Source organism: Ruegeria sp. BC5 (genome assembly GCF_056539205.1).
On sequence record NZ_JBQFUN010000001.1, the window covers coordinates 395,776 to 412,680 of the forward strand.

General features: G+C 58.1%; 18 protein-coding genes. 12 read left to right on the forward strand and 6 right to left on the reverse strand.

The window, feature by feature from the left end; all coding sequences use genetic code 11:
• Nucleotides 1-107 precede the first annotated feature (107 nt).
• A complete protein-coding gene (locus ACR0LY_RS02060; protein ID WP_170348933.1) occupies nt 108-1,574 on the forward strand; it encodes a carnitine 3-dehydrogenase in 1,467 nt (488 codons plus the stop codon).
• Entirely contained in the window at nt 1,571-2,329 is a 759-nt protein-coding gene (locus ACR0LY_RS02065; protein ID WP_170348932.1) for an SDR family oxidoreductase, read from the forward strand. Before ACR0LY_RS02060 ends, ACR0LY_RS02065 begins: the two co-directional genes overlap by 4 nt.
• A gap of 92 nt (nt 2,330-2,421) precedes the next feature.
• On the opposite strand, the gene ACR0LY_RS02070 is transcribed toward ACR0LY_RS02065, so the two are convergent.
• Complete coding sequence (locus ACR0LY_RS02070) at nt 2,422-2,604, reverse strand: hypothetical protein (RefSeq protein WP_170348931.1); 183 nt, start codon at nt 2,602-2,604, stop codon at nt 2,422-2,424.
• 70 nt (nt 2,605-2,674) lie between these two features.
• Nucleotides 2,675-3,553 carry a helix-turn-helix domain-containing protein gene (locus tag ACR0LY_RS02075; RefSeq protein ID WP_170348930.1) on the reverse strand — a complete coding sequence of 293 codons (879 nt, stop codon included), beginning with the start codon at nt 3,551-3,553 and terminating at the stop codon, nt 2,675-2,677.
• Between the two features lie 107 nt (nt 3,554-3,660).
• Between ACR0LY_RS02075 and ACR0LY_RS02080 the strand changes: the two genes are divergently transcribed.
• Genes ACR0LY_RS02080 through ACR0LY_RS02090 form a run of 3 tightly spaced genes read left to right on the forward strand, consistent with a single transcriptional unit; the run spans nt 3,661 to nt 5,664 of the window.
• The gene (locus ACR0LY_RS02080; protein ID WP_170348929.1) at nt 3,661-3,864 is read left to right on the forward strand and encodes a DUF2061 domain-containing protein; all 204 of its coding nucleotides are present in this window, start codon (nt 3,661-3,663) and stop codon (nt 3,862-3,864) included.
• Nucleotides 3,857-4,741, forward strand: coding sequence for a fatty acid desaturase (locus ACR0LY_RS02085; protein WP_170348928.1), 885 nt, complete (start codon nt 3,857-3,859; stop codon nt 4,739-4,741). Before ACR0LY_RS02080 ends, ACR0LY_RS02085 begins: the two co-directional genes overlap by 8 nt.
• 20 nt (nt 4,742-4,761) lie before the next feature.
• Complete coding sequence (locus ACR0LY_RS02090; RefSeq protein WP_170348927.1) at nt 4,762-5,664, forward strand: DMT family transporter; 903 nt, start codon at nt 4,762-4,764, stop codon at nt 5,662-5,664.
• On the opposite strand, the gene ACR0LY_RS02095 is transcribed toward ACR0LY_RS02090, so the two are convergent.
• From ACR0LY_RS02095 to ACR0LY_RS02110, 4 genes are all read right to left on the reverse strand, one after another.
• On the reverse strand, nt 5,661-7,019 hold the full coding sequence (locus ACR0LY_RS02095) for a DEAD/DEAH box helicase (RefSeq protein WP_170348926.1): 1,359 nt from the start codon (nt 7,017-7,019) through the stop codon (nt 5,661-5,663). The two genes, ACR0LY_RS02090 and ACR0LY_RS02095, sit on opposite strands and share 4 nt — an antisense overlap.
• 186 nt (nt 7,020-7,205) lie before the next feature.
• Nucleotides 7,206-8,144 (reverse strand): glycosyltransferase family 2 protein, encoded by a 939-nt coding sequence (locus ACR0LY_RS02100; RefSeq protein ID WP_170348925.1) that lies wholly within the window; start codon nt 8,142-8,144, stop codon nt 7,206-7,208.
• A complete protein-coding gene (locus ACR0LY_RS02105) occupies nt 8,137-8,901 on the reverse strand; it encodes a hypothetical protein (protein WP_170348924.1) in 765 nt (254 codons plus the stop codon). Before ACR0LY_RS02105 ends, ACR0LY_RS02100 begins: the two co-directional genes overlap by 8 nt.
• Before the next feature lie 44 nt (nt 8,902-8,945).
• Nucleotides 8,946-10,553, reverse strand: coding sequence for a peptide chain release factor 3 (locus ACR0LY_RS02110; protein ID WP_170348923.1), 1,608 nt, complete (start codon nt 10,551-10,553; stop codon nt 8,946-8,948).
• Nucleotides 10,554-10,662: 109 nt separating this feature from the next.
• On the opposite strand from ACR0LY_RS02110, the gene ACR0LY_RS02115 reads away from it, so the two are divergent.
• The 7 genes from ACR0LY_RS02115 to ACR0LY_RS02145 all read left to right on the forward strand — a co-directional run bounded on the left by ACR0LY_RS02115 (nt 10,663) and on the right by ACR0LY_RS02145 (nt 16,883).
• The gene (locus tag ACR0LY_RS02115) at nt 10,663-11,025 is read left to right on the forward strand and encodes a nuclear transport factor 2 family protein (protein ID WP_170348922.1); all 363 of its coding nucleotides are present in this window, start codon (nt 10,663-10,665) and stop codon (nt 11,023-11,025) included.
• A gap of 73 nt (nt 11,026-11,098) precedes the next feature.
• Complete coding sequence (locus ACR0LY_RS02120) at nt 11,099-11,878, forward strand: SDR family oxidoreductase (protein ID WP_170349419.1); 780 nt, start codon at nt 11,099-11,101, stop codon at nt 11,876-11,878.
• A gap of 3 nt (nt 11,879-11,881) precedes the next feature.
• Entirely contained in the window at nt 11,882-12,994 is a 1,113-nt protein-coding gene (locus ACR0LY_RS02125) for a hypothetical protein (RefSeq protein ID WP_170348921.1), read from the forward strand.
• Between the two features lie 100 nt (nt 12,995-13,094).
• Nucleotides 13,095-14,165, forward strand: a complete 1,071-nt coding sequence (locus ACR0LY_RS02130; protein WP_170348920.1) for a methyltransferase domain-containing protein — start codon at nt 13,095-13,097, stop codon at nt 14,163-14,165.
• Nucleotides 14,166-14,210: 45 nt separating this feature from the next.
• Nucleotides 14,211-15,332: an ABC transporter ATP-binding protein gene (locus ACR0LY_RS02135; protein ID WP_170348919.1), complete on the forward strand. Its 1,122-nt coding sequence runs from the start codon at nt 14,211-14,213 to the stop codon at nt 15,330-15,332.
• A 121-nt stretch (nt 15,333-15,453) separates the two neighbouring features.
• Nucleotides 15,454-16,236 carry a 5'/3'-nucleotidase SurE gene (gene surE, locus ACR0LY_RS02140; RefSeq protein WP_170348918.1) on the forward strand — a complete coding sequence of 261 codons (783 nt, stop codon included), beginning with the start codon at nt 15,454-15,456 and terminating at the stop codon, nt 16,234-16,236.
• Nucleotides 16,233-16,883: a protein-L-isoaspartate(D-aspartate) O-methyltransferase gene (locus ACR0LY_RS02145; RefSeq protein ID WP_170348917.1), complete on the forward strand. Its 651-nt coding sequence runs from the start codon at nt 16,233-16,235 to the stop codon at nt 16,881-16,883. Before surE ends, ACR0LY_RS02145 begins: the two co-directional genes overlap by 4 nt.
• Nucleotides 16,884-16,905: the final 22 nt, after the last annotated feature.

Below are 16,905 nucleotides of genomic sequence, written 5' to 3' on the forward strand. Positions count from 1 at the left end.
GTCTTGCTAAACGAGACTTGGGAAATGGAACAGTTGGGCAAAACGAAATTCACAATACGTGACGCTGTCGGAGGGATCTTCGGCACTTTGGAATGTAGTGAGGAACAATGACAAAAACAGCAGCGATCATTGGCGGCGGCGTCATCGGCGGCGGATGGGCCGCAAGATTTCTACTGAACGGCTGGAACGTCCGGGTGTTCGACCCGGACCCCGAGGCCGAGCGTAAGATTGGTGAGGTTCTGGATAATGCGCGCCGCTCCTTGCCGGGGCTGAGCGATGTGCCATTGCCGTCCGAGGGATCTCTGACGTTCTACGAAGATATGGCGGAGGCCGTGCAGGGTGCCGCCTGGATACAGGAAAGCGTGCCTGAACGGCTGAACCTGAAACTGAAGGTCTACAAGGGGTTGCAGGAGGCTTGTGATCCAGATGCGATCATTGGGTCCTCGACCAGCGGCTTCAAACCGTCCGAATTGCAGGAGGGCGCGTTGAGGCCCGAGCAGATCGTGGTGACGCACCCGTTCAACCCGGTCTATCTGCTGCCGTTGATTGAGCTAGTCCCAACCGGCAAAAACTCGGCCGAGATGGTTGCCAAGGCACAAGAACTGCTGAAGTCCGTCGGGTTTTTCCCGCTGCACATCAAGAAAGAAATCGACGCGCATATCGCTGACCGATTTCTTGAGGCCGTTTGGCGCGAGGCATTGTGGTTAGTCAAAGACGGCATCGCCACGACCGAAGAGATCGACGAGGCCATCCGCATGGGCTTTGGCATTCGCTGGGCGCAGATGGGCCTGTTTGAAACCTATCGCGTGGCCGGAGGTGAGGCCGGGATGCGGCACTTCATGGCTCAGTTCGGGCCAGCGTTGAAATGGCCGTGGACCAAGCTGATGGACGTGCCGGACTTTACTGATGAACTGGTCGACCTGATCGCGGATCAGTCGGACGCGCAGTCGGGTATGCACTCGATCCGCGAGCTGGAGCGGATCCGCGACAATAACCTTGTGGGCATGATGCGCGCGCTCAAAGCGCAGAACTATGGCGCAGGGGCGGTGCTGAACCAGCATGACGCGCTGTTGAAACCCGGCGCGTTGCCAACGCTGGAACAGGCGGACCTGAGCCAGCCGATCCTGACACTGGCCCGCGCGGTGCCGTTGGACTGGACCGATTACAACGGCCACATGAATGAGGCGCGGTATCTGGAAGCCTTCGCCGCCGCGACCGACCGGTTCATGGAGATCATCGGCTGCGACGCGGATTACATCACCTCGGGCGGCAGCTATTTCACCGCTGAAAACCACATCCGGTATGTCGACGAAGCACACGCAGGCGCCAAGATCGAAGTGCGCACGCAGATGCTGTTGGGGCAGGGCAAGAAACTGCACGTGTTCCACAGCATGTATGAGGGCGACAAGCTGCTGGCCACGGGCGAAAGCTTCCTGCTGCATGTCAGCCTTGAATCTCGTCGCCCCAGCGCACCGTCGCCGGAAATCGAGGCCTCCATGACGCGGATCGCCGAGGCGCAGGCAGGGTTGCCCTACCCCGAAGGCGCGGGCGCCGCGATCCGGAAACCCGCATGACCCGGCAGGTTCTGATTACAGCTGGCGCCTCGGGCGTTGGCCGTGCCATGGCCGAAGCATTTGATGATGCAGGCTATGGTGTTTGGATCACGGATATTGACGAGGCTGCTTTGAATACGGTGCCGGATCACTGGGAGGCTCGTCGCGCCGATGCCGCAAGTGAGTCCGATATGAGTGCCGTTTTTCAGGATATCGCAGCCGAAGGTGGATTGGATGCGCTGTGCGCCAATGCAGGCACGGCAGGACCGACAAACGCGATCGAGGATGTCGGGTTGGCAGATTGGCGGACCTGCGTTTCGGTCAACCTCGAGGGCGCTTTTCTGGCCGTGAAACATGCAGCCCCTTTGATGAAGACCGCGCAGGCGGGCAGCATCACCCTGACGTCGTCAACTGCTGGTCAATACGGGTACCCGTACCGCGCGCCATATGCAGCGGCGAAATGGGCGGTGATCGGTTTGATGAAAACCCTTGCGATGGAACTTGGCCCCCACGGTATTCGCGCCAATGCAATTTGTCCTGGAGCGGTTGAAGGCCCACGGATGGAGGGTGTGCTGGCGCGTGAAGCGGCCGCAAAAGGTATGACCCGCGATCAGGTCTATGCTGGGTATGCTTCGGGTACCTCGATGGGACGCTTTGTTGAAGGTCACGATATCGCAAACATGGCCGTGTTCCTCGCCTCGGATGCGGCGCGGCTTGTTTCGGGGCAGGTTATTGCCGTGGATGGGCACACGGTGAATCCAGATCCGAAAATCTAACTCGGTTTAGAAAACACACAGAACCCCAATGCCCTGGCGCAATAAGGGCATTGGTGATCGGCTTGGGGCAGGGCTTTTTCGAAACGCTGAAGCTAGCCCTGATTTGGCCCGCGAATTTGGCGGATGGTCTGGCGGACAGCTTGCCAGTCTAGCGCTTCCTGTCTATTTCCGGCGGCTTCACATTCGCGCATCTTTTGTGCGGCTTCCGCCTCGGCCCGGTCGCCGTGAACTGTATATAAGGCCCGTGCGTATTGAGCGGTCTGTAGTGCGTCCATTCCTGTCGTCCTCCGTCTGTGATCGGAATACCCGAAGGTTCGCGCCGAACGACGATAGCACAAGACAGGCTTAGGTGCATCCTTTGTGGTCGGAAATTTGCGTGCGCAGCCGTTTAAGGTGTTCTGTGAAGTCGCGCGCAGTCAGGTCAGCCTCGCGAACCAGTCGGTCGAAATGGCGGGTGAAGGTTTCGATCCGATCACGGTCCCGAAAGGCCATATAGTGGCTGCCGGCGTAGAAAACACACAGCAAAGGGCCGAAGATCGTGACCGGAGCGGAATAAAGCCGTTTTGCGTCAAACAGATAGATTCTAAGACGCGGGTAGAGCTGTTGGCAAATCTCCAGCAGATGGTCGATCTGTTCCAACCGGATTTTGGGACAAAGACCGTCGTAATAGCCCCGCGCATGGACGAAACTATCGATTTCATACAGCGGCATGGCGATTTCATAGTCGGATTGCGCGCTGCGCATCCACATCAGCCGGTCAGCTGAGGCACCGATGGCCTGATCCGCCGTCCGCCCCAGATGCGGGGCATATTCCCACTCCAGCACCGCGCGGGTCTTTAACATGTCGGGCAAAGTCGCTGGAACATAACGGATTTTGTACCCTGCGGCTTCTTGATGCCACTCAAAGATGCGCTCATCCACCAGCGCACGTGGTGCTTCGGTCATTGTCAGCGAGCTGGCCAACAATTCCGCTGCGCTTTCGGGTCGGTCGGACAGGCTCAGAAGCCAATCCGCCGAAACCCCCAGCGCCGAGGCGCAACTGCCTACCACATGTGCATTTGGCAAGCGCGCGCCTTCACCCGTCAAAAGCTGCGATACGGTCGAACGGTCCACCGCAATCTGACGCGCCAGCGCACTTTGACTGACGTGTCGCTCCTCCATCGCCCGTGCTAGGCGAGTACGGAACTGTGCCGCGCGGTCTCTTTTGTCGATTTTTTCCTGCATATGTTTAAAAATATCACAGTTGATGAGTTTTGTTAATCATATTCAGAATTTTCAACGGATGCCGTGACCCGTAATTTTGAAGACACAACAATAATATGGGTGACGGAATGGAAACACGGCGCAGATCAGTCGTGAAAGCGGTGCTGTGGAATGCGATGGGCTTGCTGGTGATGACACTGGTCGGGCTGGTCGCGACTGGCTCGGCGGCTGTGGGCGGGACACTGGCGATTGTAAATACGGCCATCGGATTGACGATGTACGTTATTTACGAGCGCGTCTGGGCCAAAATCTCATGGGGGCGCAATGTCTAGGCCCGCTGCACCCGAATGGGGCACGTTCGCCCTGATCCTGGCTTGCTATGGGGCGTGGTTGGCGGTGATTTTCCTGATGCCGGTTTGGCTGGCAATTCCGGTGATGGGTCTGGTTGCGGCGCTCCATTCCTCGTTGACGCATGAGGCGCTGCACGGCCACCCGTTTCGTACAAAATGGCTGAATGAGGGCCTGATGGCGCTGCCTCTGACCCTGTTCATCCCGTATCAGAGGTTCCGCGACCTGCATCTGGCCCATCACCGGGATGAGACGTTGACCGACCCCTATGACGATCCTGAAACCAACTATCTGGATCCACAGGTCTGGGGCGCATTGGCCGGGTGGCAGCGATGGCTGCTGTCTGTGAACAACACATTGTTGGGGCGCATGGTGCTGGGTCCGGCGATTGGCCAATTCATATTCACGCGGAATGAATTGCGCGGTGCGTTGCTGGGCGACCTTGGCATCCTGCGGGCCTGGGCGCTGCATCTGGTTGGGGTGGCCTTGGTTTTGTGGGTGGTCGGGCACTCGGCAATGCCGATTTGGGCGTATGTTCTGTCCGCCTATATCGGGCTGGGGCTGGTGAAGATCCGCACCTTCCTTGAACACCGCGCGCATGAAAATCCGCAGGCCCGTACTGTGATTATCGAAGATCGTGGGTTGCTGGCTTTTCTGTTTTTAAACAACAACCTGCATGTGGTTCATCACATGAATCCTGGTGCGCCGTGGTACCGCCTGCCTGCGCTATATCGCGCCAGCAAAGACCGGTATCAGACCCGGAATGAGGCTTATGTCTACCGGTCTTACGCGCAGATCTTTAAGGCGTATTTCCTGCGGGCCAAGGATCCGGTGGAACATCCTCTCTGGCCAAAGCCTTGATTTAGCGACACAAGGGGGCCATGAGTTTATGGATTCCCATCACAATTGCTGCCGCCTCGTTCCAGACAGTGCGGTTCATGCTGCAAAAATCCCTCAGCACCGTAAAGCTAAGTGCGGCCGGGGCGACGTTTGCCCGGTTCGCGTATTCGATGCCACTGGCGCTTTTGGGGCTGATTGTGGCGCTGCAAGTGACTGGCTTCAGCCTGCCGCCGCTGACGGGGTGGTTCTGGGTATACGCTGTCATCGGTGGCACCGCGCAAATTCTGGCAACGATCTGCGTGGTCGCTTTGTTCAAACAACGAAATTTTGCGGTTGGGATTACCTTTAAGAAAACCGAAGTAATTCAGACCGCCATTGTCGGTTTTCTGGTGCTGGGCGATCAGATCTCGTACGGGGGTCTGGTTGCGATCTTGCTGGGATTGATGGCGGTGCTTTTGCTGTCCAAATCACCCGGAGGCGACGGGGCGTGGTGGAAACATCTGACCAACCGGGCCTCGCGCCTAGGGTTGGGGTCAGGCGTATTGTTCGCCTTTTCCGCCGTCAGTTACCGGGGTGCGTCGCTTGAATTGGGTGATATCGACGCGTGGTTTCGCGCTCTGATCACTCTGGCCGCGGTTGTGACGTTCCAGTTCCTCAGCATGGCGCTATGGCTGCTGTGGCGCGACCGGGCCGAACTGCTTGCGGTGTGGCAGACACGTCGAACAGGGGTGTTTGTCGGTTTGACCAGTCTGGGCGGATCGTTTTGCTGGTTCTTTGCGTTCACCTTGCAGAACGCGGCCTATGTCAAAGCGCTGGGGCAGGTCGAGCTGTTGCTCAGCCTGTTCGCATCGATCCTGTTTTTCCGCGAGACCATTACCCGGCGTGAGATCGCCGGGATGGCGTTGTTGGGGTTGTCGATCCTGGCGCTGGTGCTGGCGATTTAACCAGCACGGCGCTCGGCAAAGCTTAGGGCAATGAAGCTGGGCAGGTGATCGCCCATGCCCACAACCGCGTTGCCGTTATCCGAACGACGGCCGCGACCTTTAGGTTCTTTGTCCTTTTTGCGGTCGCTCTTTTTGCCTTCGCTCTTTTGCGTGTCGGCAGACTTGGTCTTTTTCTCAGGCTTCTGCGTGTCGGCTTTGGGTTCGTCCTTGACCGGATTGTCGAGCTTTGGAATGTCCTTCTGGATCAGCTTTTCAATCGCAGCCAGCGCTTTTTCGTCACGACCCGAACAGATAGTAATCGCCTTGCCATCGCGCCCGGCACGACCGGTGCGGCCGATGCGGTGAACGTAATCCTCGGGGTGGCCGGGGACGTCGAAATTGAAAACATGGCTGACCGACGGGACATCAAGGCCACGCGCAGCCACGTCCGAGGCAACCAGCAACCGCAACGAGCCGTCGCGGAAACCGTCCAGCGTTTTCATCCGCTGTGATTGGTCCAGATCGCCGTGGATCGCGGCGGCGTCATAGCCGTATTTCTTTAGCGACTTTGCGCAGATATCAACGTCTGTCTTGCGGTTACAGAAGATGATCGCGTTGGTGCATTTTTCACCCTCGGCATCGATCAGTGCGCGCAAGACCTTGCGCTTGGCGCTGGCCTCTCGATCGCGACGGCCGCCTTTGAACATGACCACGCCCTGTTCAATGGTTTCCGAGGCGGTCGCCTGTCGGGCAACCTCGACCCGCGCGGGGGCAGACAGGAAAGTGTCGGTGATGCGTTCAATCTCGGACGCCATGGTGGCCGAAAAGAACAGCGTCTGGCGGGTGAACGGCGTAAGCGAGAAGATGCGCTCGATATCGGGGATAAAACCCATGTCCAGCATCCGGTCAGCTTCGTCCACGACCATGATCTGCACGCCGGTCAACAGCAGTTTGCCGCGTTCGAAATGGTCCAGCAGTCGGCCGGGAGTTGCGATCAGAACATCGACGCCACGGTCGATCAGTGCGTCCTGTTCCTTGAAGCTGACGCCTCCGATCAACAACGCCTTGGTCAGTTTCAGGTGTTTGCTATAGGTGTCGAAATTCTCGGCGACCTGTGCAGCCAGTTCCCGTGTCGGGCACAGCACCAGCGACCGTGGCATCCGCGCGCGCGCGCGGCCCCGTGCCAGCATTGTGATCATCGGCAGCGTAAAGCTTGCAGTTTTTCCCGTGCCGGTCTGGGCGATCCCCAATACATCACGACCTTCCAGCGCAGGTGGAATTGCGCCTTCTTGGATCGGGGTGGGGGATTCGTATCCGGCTTCCTCAATGGCTTTGAGGACCTTCGGGTTCAGGTTCAGTTCGTTAAATTTTGTCATGTAAGTCCGGTTCATGCGGACATTAGACCTGGCCCGCGCGTCAAAGGTGTGCCGGGCCCGGATGGCCATACGCTGCATTGCGCAATTTCGGCTTGGAGGGGGACATAACAAAAACGCCGGGTATGGTCAAATGAAGACCTCTTTAAGGTTTTTACTGTGCTCGATCTGCGGATTTCTCGCAACAATTCAGTCACTTCCGGGAAAGTGTTTCCTGACTTTTTCGTCCAAATCCAGGGGCCGATATCGGATCAGGTCATGTTGTTCCAGACGGGTTCTCACGTCGGGGTCTGCACCGCTGATTTCGTCAAAAAATGCACGCAGCCCATCCATGCCGCCTTCGGCCTCGATCCAGCTGAGTAATTCGTTCATGTTCATGCCGCCCCGTTCACGTGGAACATTCAGGGACATTCCTGGCTGATACGAGCCACGCGCCAGGCGAAATCGAAGGTGAGCCTTAAAATGTTCCCAGTCGGGGGCGTGTCGATGGCACAGCTCCAACCCCGGCAATTCGAACTTGCAGGGCAAGAGTGTTTTTTCCTGGAACAGGTTGTGGATACGAAAACTCAGTTTCTTCAAACCCGTCCGGACGATCAGCTTACCTTGCAAATGGCTGAAGAACCCACCCAAAACAAACGCGCCATAACGCGGGTACAGCGATTGTACGAGGGCGTCACGGTGGGGGGTCTTTGGAAGATGCGCCTTAAAAAGATCCGTGCCACCGCCCACGGCTTCGATCGGGCGGACACGTACAGCGGGGATGTGGTTGGGAACATCGGTCAGTTGCTGGGGAATGGGACGGTCCGTCCACAGAAACTCGTCCATGTCGATATGGGCCAACCAATTCAGATTGGTCTTGCGATAGGTGAATGACGCATTTGCGGTCTGACGGTTTTGATGCCGTTCGGGCCGTTCACGCTTGCGGCTGGCCCAGAAGGCCTCATCGCATGTATGCACGTCGACCTTCGGATGCCGATCCAGGGCATCGAAAGCTTTGGAATTGGGTTCATCCAGATAGATGTGCATCAGGTCGACCCCAAGATCGAGGTGATAGGCAACAAATCGCAGGATATCCGGGGCAGGGCCCCGAACCGTTGAAACAATGCCCCAGCCAGAGCCGTCAGTCATCAATGTGATCCAACAGGGACTGCCGGGTCTTGTAGTGCTGGATGCGCCCAAAAATGCTGCGCGGGTCGTACATCACCAGTTTCAACATCCGGTACCCCAGCGGGCGCAACACCGCGTCGTTTTCTGCATGACGCCAAAGGCGTGCCAAAAGGTTGCGATCCAGATCGCCATTCCGTAGCGAATAGCCCGCCATGCCGAATGCCAATGGAACGTCGTGGTGTTTTTCACCCTGCGTCTCAAAGGCTTGATCGTTTGGACGAAGGGATACCCGACGCTCGCTATCATGCAGCTTGATCAGATCGTACAACAGGAACAGACCCTGTCCGCCCAAGCGCTGATCCAGTGTTTCGCCATGGTCGGCGAATGTGGTTGCCGAGGAAATAAGCCAACGCACAGGCAGGTCCCGCGCTAACTCTGAACCCTTTTCCCGCCACATCCGCAGAAACAGCGCCCGTGCCTCAGCCGGTGACGGATGCCGGCGCAGCAATGCGATGCACATTGCGTGAACAAGATGCAGCAGCGATTGGCCAGAAAATTCCTGCTGCAGCGCGTGGTACTTCCTGCGCGCGTCCTGCTTGTGGTCAAAGCTGGCGTCCGGGTCAGGTTTTTCTACGGGTGTTTGGGCAAGTTCACTCAGATCAACATCCGGCGGCGGCAGTACCCGTTGTGGATCGCGATAAGGAACCTCTTTGCGTTCCAGATGGCGCATCACCGAATAGAAGCCGCCGGGATAGTTTTCCTGATCCAAATCCGCCATGCTTCGGAACCCTAGAGAACGGTGCCCAAACTACAAGACCCGGATCAAACCATCATTTCCTTGGTCGCCGTCAGGTTCAGCTCGGGGTAATCACGCACGACCCGGTCGATATCCCATTGCAAGCGCGTCAGATAGACGATGTCGCCGTCATGATCATGGGCGATGTGCTGTTTATTAGCGTTGACGAACTTTTCAACCTCGGCCTTGTCACCGCTCACCCAGCGGGCAGAGGTGAACTGCGACGCCTCGAACCGGACGGGTAGACCGTATTCCATCTCAATCCGGCTGGCGAGGACTTCGAACTGCAGCGCACCAACGACGCCGACGATATAGCCCGAACCAATCGATGGCTTGAAAACCTTGGCTGCACCTTCCTCGGCAAATTGCATCAGGGCTTTTTCCAGATGCTTGGCCTTCAGCGGGTCGGCTGCCCTGACAGTTTGCAGCAATTCCGGTGCGAATGACGGGATCCCGGACACGCGCAGCGCTTCGCCCTCGGTCAGGGTGTCACCGATGCGCAGCTGACCGTGGTTGGGGATTCCAATGATGTCTCCGGCCCAGGCCTCTTCGGCCAGTTCGCGGTCAGAGGCCAGAAACAGCACGGGGTTCGAAATCGCCATCGGTTTCTTGGATCGCACGTGTGTCAACTTCATGCCGCGCTTGAAATGACCGCTTGCCATGCGGACGAATGCAACCCGGTCGCGGTGCTTGGGGTCCATGTTGGCCTGCACCTTAAAGACAAAACCGGCGACCTTCTTTTCATCAGGCGCAATTTGTCGGGGTTCAGCGGACTGGACCTGCGGCTGCGGGCCATAGGCGCCGATACCTTCCATCAGTTCCTTGACCCCGAACGAGTTGATCGCCGAGCCGAACCAGATCGGAGTCATGTGCCCCTCAAGAACCGCCTGCGGGTCCAGAGCAGGCAGCAGCTCGCGCGCCATCTCGACCTCTTCCAGCAGCTTGTCCAGCAGATGCTCGGGTACGTGTTCGGCCAGTTTGGGGTCGTCCAGACCGTTGATCTGAATGCTTTCAGCTACCTTGTTGCGGTCGGCGCGGTCCATCAATTCCAGTCGGTCGCGCAGCATGTCATAGCAGCCGATGAAATCGCGACCCACGCCGATCGGCCACGCAGCGGGCGTGACGTCGATGGCCAGCATCTCCTGAATTTCGTCGATGATCTCGAACGTATCGCGGCTTTCGCGGTCCATCTTGTTACAGAAGGTCAGGATCGGCAAATCGCGCAGGCGGCAAACCTCGAACAGTTTCTGCGTCTGGCTTTCCACACCTTTCGCGCCGTCGATCACCATAACGGCGGCGTCCACGGCGGTCAGCGTGCGATAGGTGTCCTCGGAAAAATCTGAGTGGCCGGGTGTATCCACCAGATTAAAACGAAAGTCCCCGTAATCGAAAGACATGGCCGAGGCCGAGACCGAAATGCCCCGATCTTTCTCCATCTGCATGAAGTCCGACCGGGTCCGCCGCGCCTCGCCCTTAGCGCGCACCTGACCGGCCATCTGAATCGCGCCCCCGTACAACAGGAACTTTTCAGTCAGCGTCGTCTTGCCCGCATCCGGGTGCGAGATGATGGCGAATGTCCGGCGTCGGGCAATCTCGGGCGGCAATACGGGTTGGTTGGTGGCGGTATCAAGCATGAACGCGCGTATAGGCGGGGAATCCTGCCGAAGCAAGACAAAGGGGGTGTTCAGAATCGTATGGTTATGCCAATAAGAACAAATAGTGAACAAAAGATGGAGAGGATCAATGAATTTGAAAGAAATCGCAGACGAACTGGTCGCTGGGTGTCGTGAGGACCGGGCCAAGGAAAACCTAAACAAATTATACGCGACTGATGCCGTTTCGGTCGAAGCGCAAGAGATGGAAGGCATGGGGCGTGAAACACACGGCGTCGAGGGCATCCGCGGCAAACACGAATGGTGGGAAGGCGCGCATGAGGTCTCGGGCGCGTCGGTCAGTGAGCCTTATTTGCACGGCGACGATCGCTTTGCCGTAATTTTCGAAGTGCAGGGCAAGGTTAAGGAAAGTGGTGAGACCTTCGATATGAAAGAGGTCGGTATCTATCACGTCGCCAACGGAAAAATCGTGCGCGAAGAGTTCTTTTACTGAAGCTTTGTGACTTCTGGTCTTCCCTGTCTGGCCGGTGCTAGACATGCGGGCAACAACAGATGGGGAGGATCAGATGGATCTGGGAATTCGCGGAAAGCGCGCGCTGGTTTGTGCAAGCTCAAAAGGGCTGGGCTTAGGCTGTGCCGAGGCGTTGGCCGAAGCTGGGGTTGATCTGGTGATGAACGCGCGCGGGGCCGAGGCGTTGGATGCCGAAGCTGCTCGTTTGCGGTCCGAATATGGCGTCGATGTGAAAACCGTGGCTTGCGATGTGACCTCGGTAGACGGACAGGCGCAAGTTATCGAAGCCGCGCAGGGCGTTGATATACTTGTGACAAACGCCGGTGGCCCGCCACCCGGACTGTGGTCGGATTGGGATCGTGACGATTTCATCAAGGCGCTGGATGCAAATATGCTGACACCGATTGCCTTCATGAAAGCCTTATTGCCGGGGATGATGGACAAGGGCTGGGGCAGGGTGGTCAACATCACGTCGCAATCCGTGCGTGCGCCGATCCCTGCTTTGGGTCTGTCGAACGCGGCGCGGACTGGTTTGACCGGCTATGTCGCTGGTACAGCGCGACAAGTCGCACCGCGTGGAGTGACGATCAACAACCTACTGCCGGGCATTCACGCGACGGATCGCGCGGAGTCGCTGGATGGTGGCGTGGCTGCACAAAAAGGAATTTCCATGGATCAGGCGCGCGCCGAACGCGCCGAGACGATCCCTGCACGTCGGTATGGGACGCGGCAGGAATTCGGCGCGGCCTGCGCGTTTTTGTGTTCGCAACACGCCGGCTTTATCGTCGGGCAGAATATACTGCTGGACGGTGGCGGAACCAATCTGACGATGTGAGTCATGGCACAGAACTTCTCGCTCAAAGATCAGTTGTTTAATGCGGAAAAGACCTGTTTTTTAGCGGACCTTTTCGCCGATGCTGATCCATCCTTTGATGCCAAGGCATTCGAGGCGCAGGTCATGTCGCGGCTGCTGGAGCTTGAACTGAAAGAGCGCATGGCCTGGATCGCCGACTGCCTGCAACAGGCCGTACCCGGAGAGCTGCCGACTGTCGCGCCAACCCTTCTGCGCGCACTGCCACCGCCTTTGGACCCAACCAAAACAGATGATGATTTCGGTGATTTCATCTTTGCGCCTTTGGGGGATTGGATCGTTTCAGTGGGGTTGGAGTATCCTGATCTGGCTTTGGACGTGCTTGAAGAACTGACCCAACGGTTTTCGATGGAGTGGGCCATTCGCCCATTCCTCAACCGCTATCCGGATCAGGTCTTGGCGCGGATGGAACTATGGTGCGGGCATGACTGCTATCACGTGCGCCGTCTGGTCAGTGAAGGCACACGACCACGGTTGCCTTGGGGGCAGGCTGTAGGGCTGGAACTGACCGACCCGCTGCCATTGTTGGACCGGCTGCATAGTGACCCAACACGCTATGTTACGCGGTCTGTGGCGAACCATCTGAACGACATCACCAAGAAAGACCCTGCGCTGGTGCTGGACCGGTTACAGGACTGGTCCGAAACCGGGACACAGGATCGGGACGAACTGCGCTGGATGACCTCACATACGCTGAGGGGGCTGGTGAAGGCAGGCCATCCCGGTGCCATGAAGATGTTGGGCTTCGATCCCGAGGCCGAGATAACCGCAAGCGTGCAGGTAAGCCAAGAGGCGCGGATTGGTGGGGCGCTTGAGTTCGATGTCTCGCTTAACGGTGCGGGGGATCAACCTGTTCTGGTCGACTATATCATTCACTTTCAACGCCCTGGGGGTAAAACCTCAGCCAAGGTGCATAAGCTGAAGCAAGCAGCCCTGCGCGATGGCGCACTTAGCCTGACCAAGAAACACAAGCTGAAAGGCAACGCGACCACGTTCAAGCTGGTCCCCGGCGCACATCGGCTAGAGATTCAGGTGAATGGGCGGGTTCGCGCCTCGGTCGATTTCGACCTGCTGGGCTAGGGCAGGACCCTCACGCTTTTGTCAAAATTGGCGGCAGCGGTTGCGCAGGTGACAATGCTGCATTAGCTGCGAAGCAGCCAGTGAGGAAAGGGGTGCTGCGATGAAGCATGAATCAGTGCAGAATTACTATGGCGAGGTCCTTCAGGGCAGCGCGGATTTGCAAACCAACGCTTGCTGTACTCCCGATGACATGCCGGACCATGTCAAAAAGATCCTCTCGAAAATTCATGATGATGTGCTGACGCGCTACTATGGTTGCGGCCTGATCGCGCCGCTGGATCTGGAGGGGATGAGCATCCTTGATCTGGGTTGCGGGGCTGGTCGCGACGTTTATGCCCTGTCTGCGATGGTGGGTGAAAAGGGTCGCGTGGTCGGGGTCGACATGACGCCGGAACAGCTAGACGTCGCTCGCGCGCATCAGGATTTCCACGCGCAGGCCTTTGGTCATGCCGCCAGCAACGTAGAATTCCATCACGGCTACATCGAAAAGCTGGATGAGCTGGACCTGGAACCTAGTTCCTTCGACATCATCGTCTCGAATTGCGTGATCAATCTGGCCACCGACAAAGAGGCCGTCCTACGCGGTGCCCATCGTCTGCTGAAAGAGGGTGGTGAGATGTATTTTTCGGACGTCTACGCCGACCGTCGTGTTCCGCAGGCCATGGCCGAAGATGAAGTTTTGTACGGCGAATGCCTGTCCGGCGCACTGTATTGGAACGATTTTCTGTCGATGTCGCGCAAGGCGGGATTCGGTGATCCACGCCGCGTCACGCACCGCCCGCTGACCATCGAGAACCCTGTGCTGGAAGAACGCGTCGCACCGCTGAAGTTCCTGTCGGCGACTTATCGACTGTTCAATCTGTCCGAACTGGAACCCGCTTGCGAGGATTACGGGCAGGCCGTCATCTACAAAGGCACCATCCCGCACGCGCCACATCTGTTCGAACTGGATGACCACCACGCGATCGAAACAGGCAAGGTGTTTCCGGTCTGCGGCAATACATGGATGATGTTGAACGATACCCGTTTCGCGCGGCATTTCGACTTTATCGGTAATTTCTCGACGCATTATGGCATCTTCGATGGTTGCGGCGGCGAAAGCCCGTTTGAAGCCACCGGCGCGATCACGAGCGCGTCGACCGGCGAGGCTACCTCGGGCGGCTGCTGCTGATCACTTGCACCGGACGGGCGGGGTTGCTATCCCCGCCTAAGCCCGATGAATTCGATCGGGAAAAGGCAACGAGGCCCATCGGTGACAATAGACGTAACTCCTCCTCGTCTGGAAATTCGCAATCTTAACGCACGGTACGAGGGGCGGGTTGTAGTTGACGACGTCTCTTTGACGGTTGAAGCAGGGAAAGTGACTTGCCTGCTTGGGCCTTCGGGGTGCGGCAAGTCGACCACGTTGCGCATGATCGCCGGGGTTGAGATGCAGGAATCCGGTGAGATCTATGTCGACGGCAAGCTGATCTGCGACACCGTGTTCCGGGTTCCGCCCGAACGCCGCGAGATCGGCCTGATGTTTCAGGATTTTGCGCTGTTTCCGCATTTAAGTGTTGCAGACAACGTGGCCTTTGGCCTGACGGGGCATAAAGAAGAAAAGCGCGCGCGCGTTGATGAGTTACTGCGCAAAGTTGATCTTATCCACTTCATCGACCAATTCCCGCATCACCTGTCCGGGGGCGAGCAACAACGTGTCGCTCTGGCCCGCGCACTGGCCCCGCGTCCACGGATCATGCTGATGGACGAGCCGTTCTCTGGCCTCGACAACCGGCTGCGCGACGGTATTCGGGATGAGACGCTGGCGATCCTCAAGGAAGAAGATGCCGCCGTTGTGTTGGTGACGCACGAGCCCGAAGAGGCGATGCGCATGGCTGATGAGATCGCACTGATGCGCCGCGGCAAGATCGTGCAGCAAGGTGCGCCTTACAACGTCTATACCCGTCCGGCTGACAAAGCGGCTGTGGCATTTTTCAGTGATGTCAACGTGTTGCAAGCGCAAGTGAATGGAGCGTTGGCCGATACACCCTTTGGTCAGTTTCTAGCGCCGGGCATTCCCGACGGCACAGATGTTGAGATTGTATTCCGGCCACAGCACGTGCGGTTGGACTTTGACCGCAATGGCAAAGGCCCGCTGCCGACGGCAACCGATGGCGTTGCGGCTCGCGGTACGGTCGAGAGAGCGCGGTTCTTAGGCAACGAAAGCCTGGTCGAGTTCCGCATGGACCATGATGGTTCCGTTCTGAAGGCCACGGTGCCGAATGTTTTCGTGCCAAATCCGGGACGGGTCATGTGGCTGACCATTCGCCGGGATCGGTGCTTTGTTTTCCCCATTTAGGGCCTGAAAACGTAGTTTAGGCTCAAGTGGTGCGCGAAAGCCTCAGATTGCAGGCGTGCTTTGCTTGCCGCCGCGCGGGGGCGGGTCTATCAAGGTCAAAACGCTGCGGTGGATGGGGCAAATGCGTATTCTTCTGACCAATGATGACGGCATCAACGCGCCGGGCCTGATCACGCTTGAGGCGATTGCCGCCGATCTGGCTGGGCCCGACGGAGAAGTCTGGGTGGTTGCACCTGCGTTCGAGCAATCGGGTGTCGGCCATTGCATCAGCTATACCCATCCGATGATGGTCGCCAAACTGGGGGATCGGCGTTTCGCCGCCGAAGGCTCGCCCGCCGATTGTGTGCTGGCCGGTCTGCACGACGTGATGAAAGACGCGCCGCCCGACTTGGTGTTGTCTGGCGTGAACCGGGGCAACAATTCGGCGGAAAACACGCTGTATTCCGGCACTGTCGGTGGCGCGATGGAGGCCGCGTTGCAGGGCATCCCGGCGATTGCCCTGTCTCAATATTTTGGTCCGCGTAATCTGGGGCTGGACGATCCGTTCGAGGCCGCGACCCGGTTCGGGGCGGATCTGGTGAGGAAAATTTTGGACGCGACCCCGGCCGAGCAGGGCGATTACCGTCTGTTCTACAACGTGAATTTCCCGCCCGTGCCCGCGGACGAAGTTCTGGGCACCCGAATTGCCCCACAAGGGTATCGCCGCGATACGCATTTCTCGGTTGAGCCGCACAGTTCGCCCTCGGGGCGGCGGTTTCTGTGGATCAAGGGTGGGTATCAGCACAACCCAACCGCGCCGGGCACGGATGCGGCGGTTAATCTGGCGGGCTACATCTCGGTCACGCCGATGCGCGCGGATCTGACGGCGCATGACGCGCTTGAGGCATTGAAGACGATCGAATGACCGGACCAGATCCAGAAACAATCATGCAGTTCCTGTTTGCCCTGCGATCGCGTGGGGTGACGGATGCGCGGGTGCTGGCCGCGATGGAGCAGGTTGATCGTGGCCGCTTTGTCAAAGGTCTGTTTGCCGAGCGCGCATATGAGGACACACCTTTGCCGATTGCCTGCGGGCAGACGATCAGCCAGCCGTCTGTTGTTGGGTTGATGACCCAGGCGCTGGATGTGCGCCCGCGCGATACAGTGTTAGAGGTCGGTACAGGCTCGGGTTATCAGGCGGCGATCCTGTCCAAACTGGCGCGCCGGGTCTATACGGTCGAACGACACAAGCGACTGGTGCGCGAAACTGGTGCGCTGTTTCGCGAGCTGGGGCTGACCAATGTTACCGCGATGCTGTCGGATGGCTCCTTTGGTTTGTCCGAACAGGCCCCGTTTGACAGGATCATTGTGACGGCTGCAGCAGAAGACCCTCCAGGGCCGCTCTTGGCGCAGCTTAAAATCGGCGGTATCATGGTTTTGCCGGTGGGACAGTCGGATGCGGTTCAGACCCTGATCCGGGTCAGGCGGACCGAGACCGGTCTGGACTATGACGAATTGTTACCCGTTCGTTTCGTGCCCTTGTTAGAAGGGCTTGGCAGGGACGGGGCGTAAAAGAATATTCTGCAACATGCGC

Excerpts from the sequence above, each read along its gene's own strand:
- ACR0LY_RS02060 (WP_170348933.1), top strand. The coding sequence starts at position 108 with ATGACAAAAACAGCAGCGATCATTGGCGGCGGCGTCATCGGCGGCGGA.
- ACR0LY_RS02065 (WP_170348932.1), top strand. The coding sequence starts at position 1,571 with ATGACCCGGCAGGTTCTGATTACAGCTGGCGCCTCGGGCGTTGGCCGT.
- ACR0LY_RS02070 (WP_170348931.1), bottom strand. The coding sequence starts at position 2,604 with ATGGACGCACTACAGACCGCTCAATACGCACGGGCCTTATATACAGTT.
- ACR0LY_RS02075 (WP_170348930.1), bottom strand. The coding sequence starts at position 3,553 with ATGCAGGAAAAAATCGACAAAAGAGACCGCGCGGCACAGTTCCGTACT.
- ACR0LY_RS02080 (WP_170348929.1), top strand. The coding sequence starts at position 3,661 with ATGGAAACACGGCGCAGATCAGTCGTGAAAGCGGTGCTGTGGAATGCG.
- ACR0LY_RS02085 (WP_170348928.1), top strand. The coding sequence starts at position 3,857 with ATGTCTAGGCCCGCTGCACCCGAATGGGGCACGTTCGCCCTGATCCTG.
- ACR0LY_RS02090 (WP_170348927.1), top strand. The coding sequence starts at position 4,762 with ATGAGTTTATGGATTCCCATCACAATTGCTGCCGCCTCGTTCCAGACA.
- ACR0LY_RS02095 (WP_170348926.1), bottom strand. The coding sequence starts at position 7,019 with ATGACAAAATTTAACGAACTGAACCTGAACCCGAAGGTCCTCAAAGCC.
- ACR0LY_RS02100 (WP_170348925.1), bottom strand. The coding sequence starts at position 8,144 with ATGACTGACGGCTCTGGCTGGGGCATTGTTTCAACGGTTCGGGGCCCT.
- ACR0LY_RS02105 (WP_170348924.1), bottom strand. The coding sequence starts at position 8,901 with ATGGCGGATTTGGATCAGGAAAACTATCCCGGCGGCTTCTATTCGGTG.
- ACR0LY_RS02110 (WP_170348923.1), bottom strand. The coding sequence starts at position 10,553 with ATGCTTGATACCGCCACCAACCAACCCGTATTGCCGCCCGAGATTGCC.
- ACR0LY_RS02115 (WP_170348922.1), top strand. The coding sequence starts at position 10,663 with ATGAATTTGAAAGAAATCGCAGACGAACTGGTCGCTGGGTGTCGTGAG.
- ACR0LY_RS02120 (WP_170349419.1), top strand. The coding sequence starts at position 11,099 with ATGGATCTGGGAATTCGCGGAAAGCGCGCGCTGGTTTGTGCAAGCTCA.
- ACR0LY_RS02125 (WP_170348921.1), top strand. The coding sequence starts at position 11,882 with ATGGCACAGAACTTCTCGCTCAAAGATCAGTTGTTTAATGCGGAAAAG.
- ACR0LY_RS02130 (WP_170348920.1), top strand. The coding sequence starts at position 13,095 with ATGAAGCATGAATCAGTGCAGAATTACTATGGCGAGGTCCTTCAGGGC.
- ACR0LY_RS02135 (WP_170348919.1), top strand. The coding sequence starts at position 14,211 with ATGAATTCGATCGGGAAAAGGCAACGAGGCCCATCGGTGACAATAGAC.
- surE (WP_170348918.1), top strand. The coding sequence starts at position 15,454 with ATGCGTATTCTTCTGACCAATGATGACGGCATCAACGCGCCGGGCCTG.
- ACR0LY_RS02145 (WP_170348917.1), top strand. The coding sequence starts at position 16,233 with ATGACCGGACCAGATCCAGAAACAATCATGCAGTTCCTGTTTGCCCTG.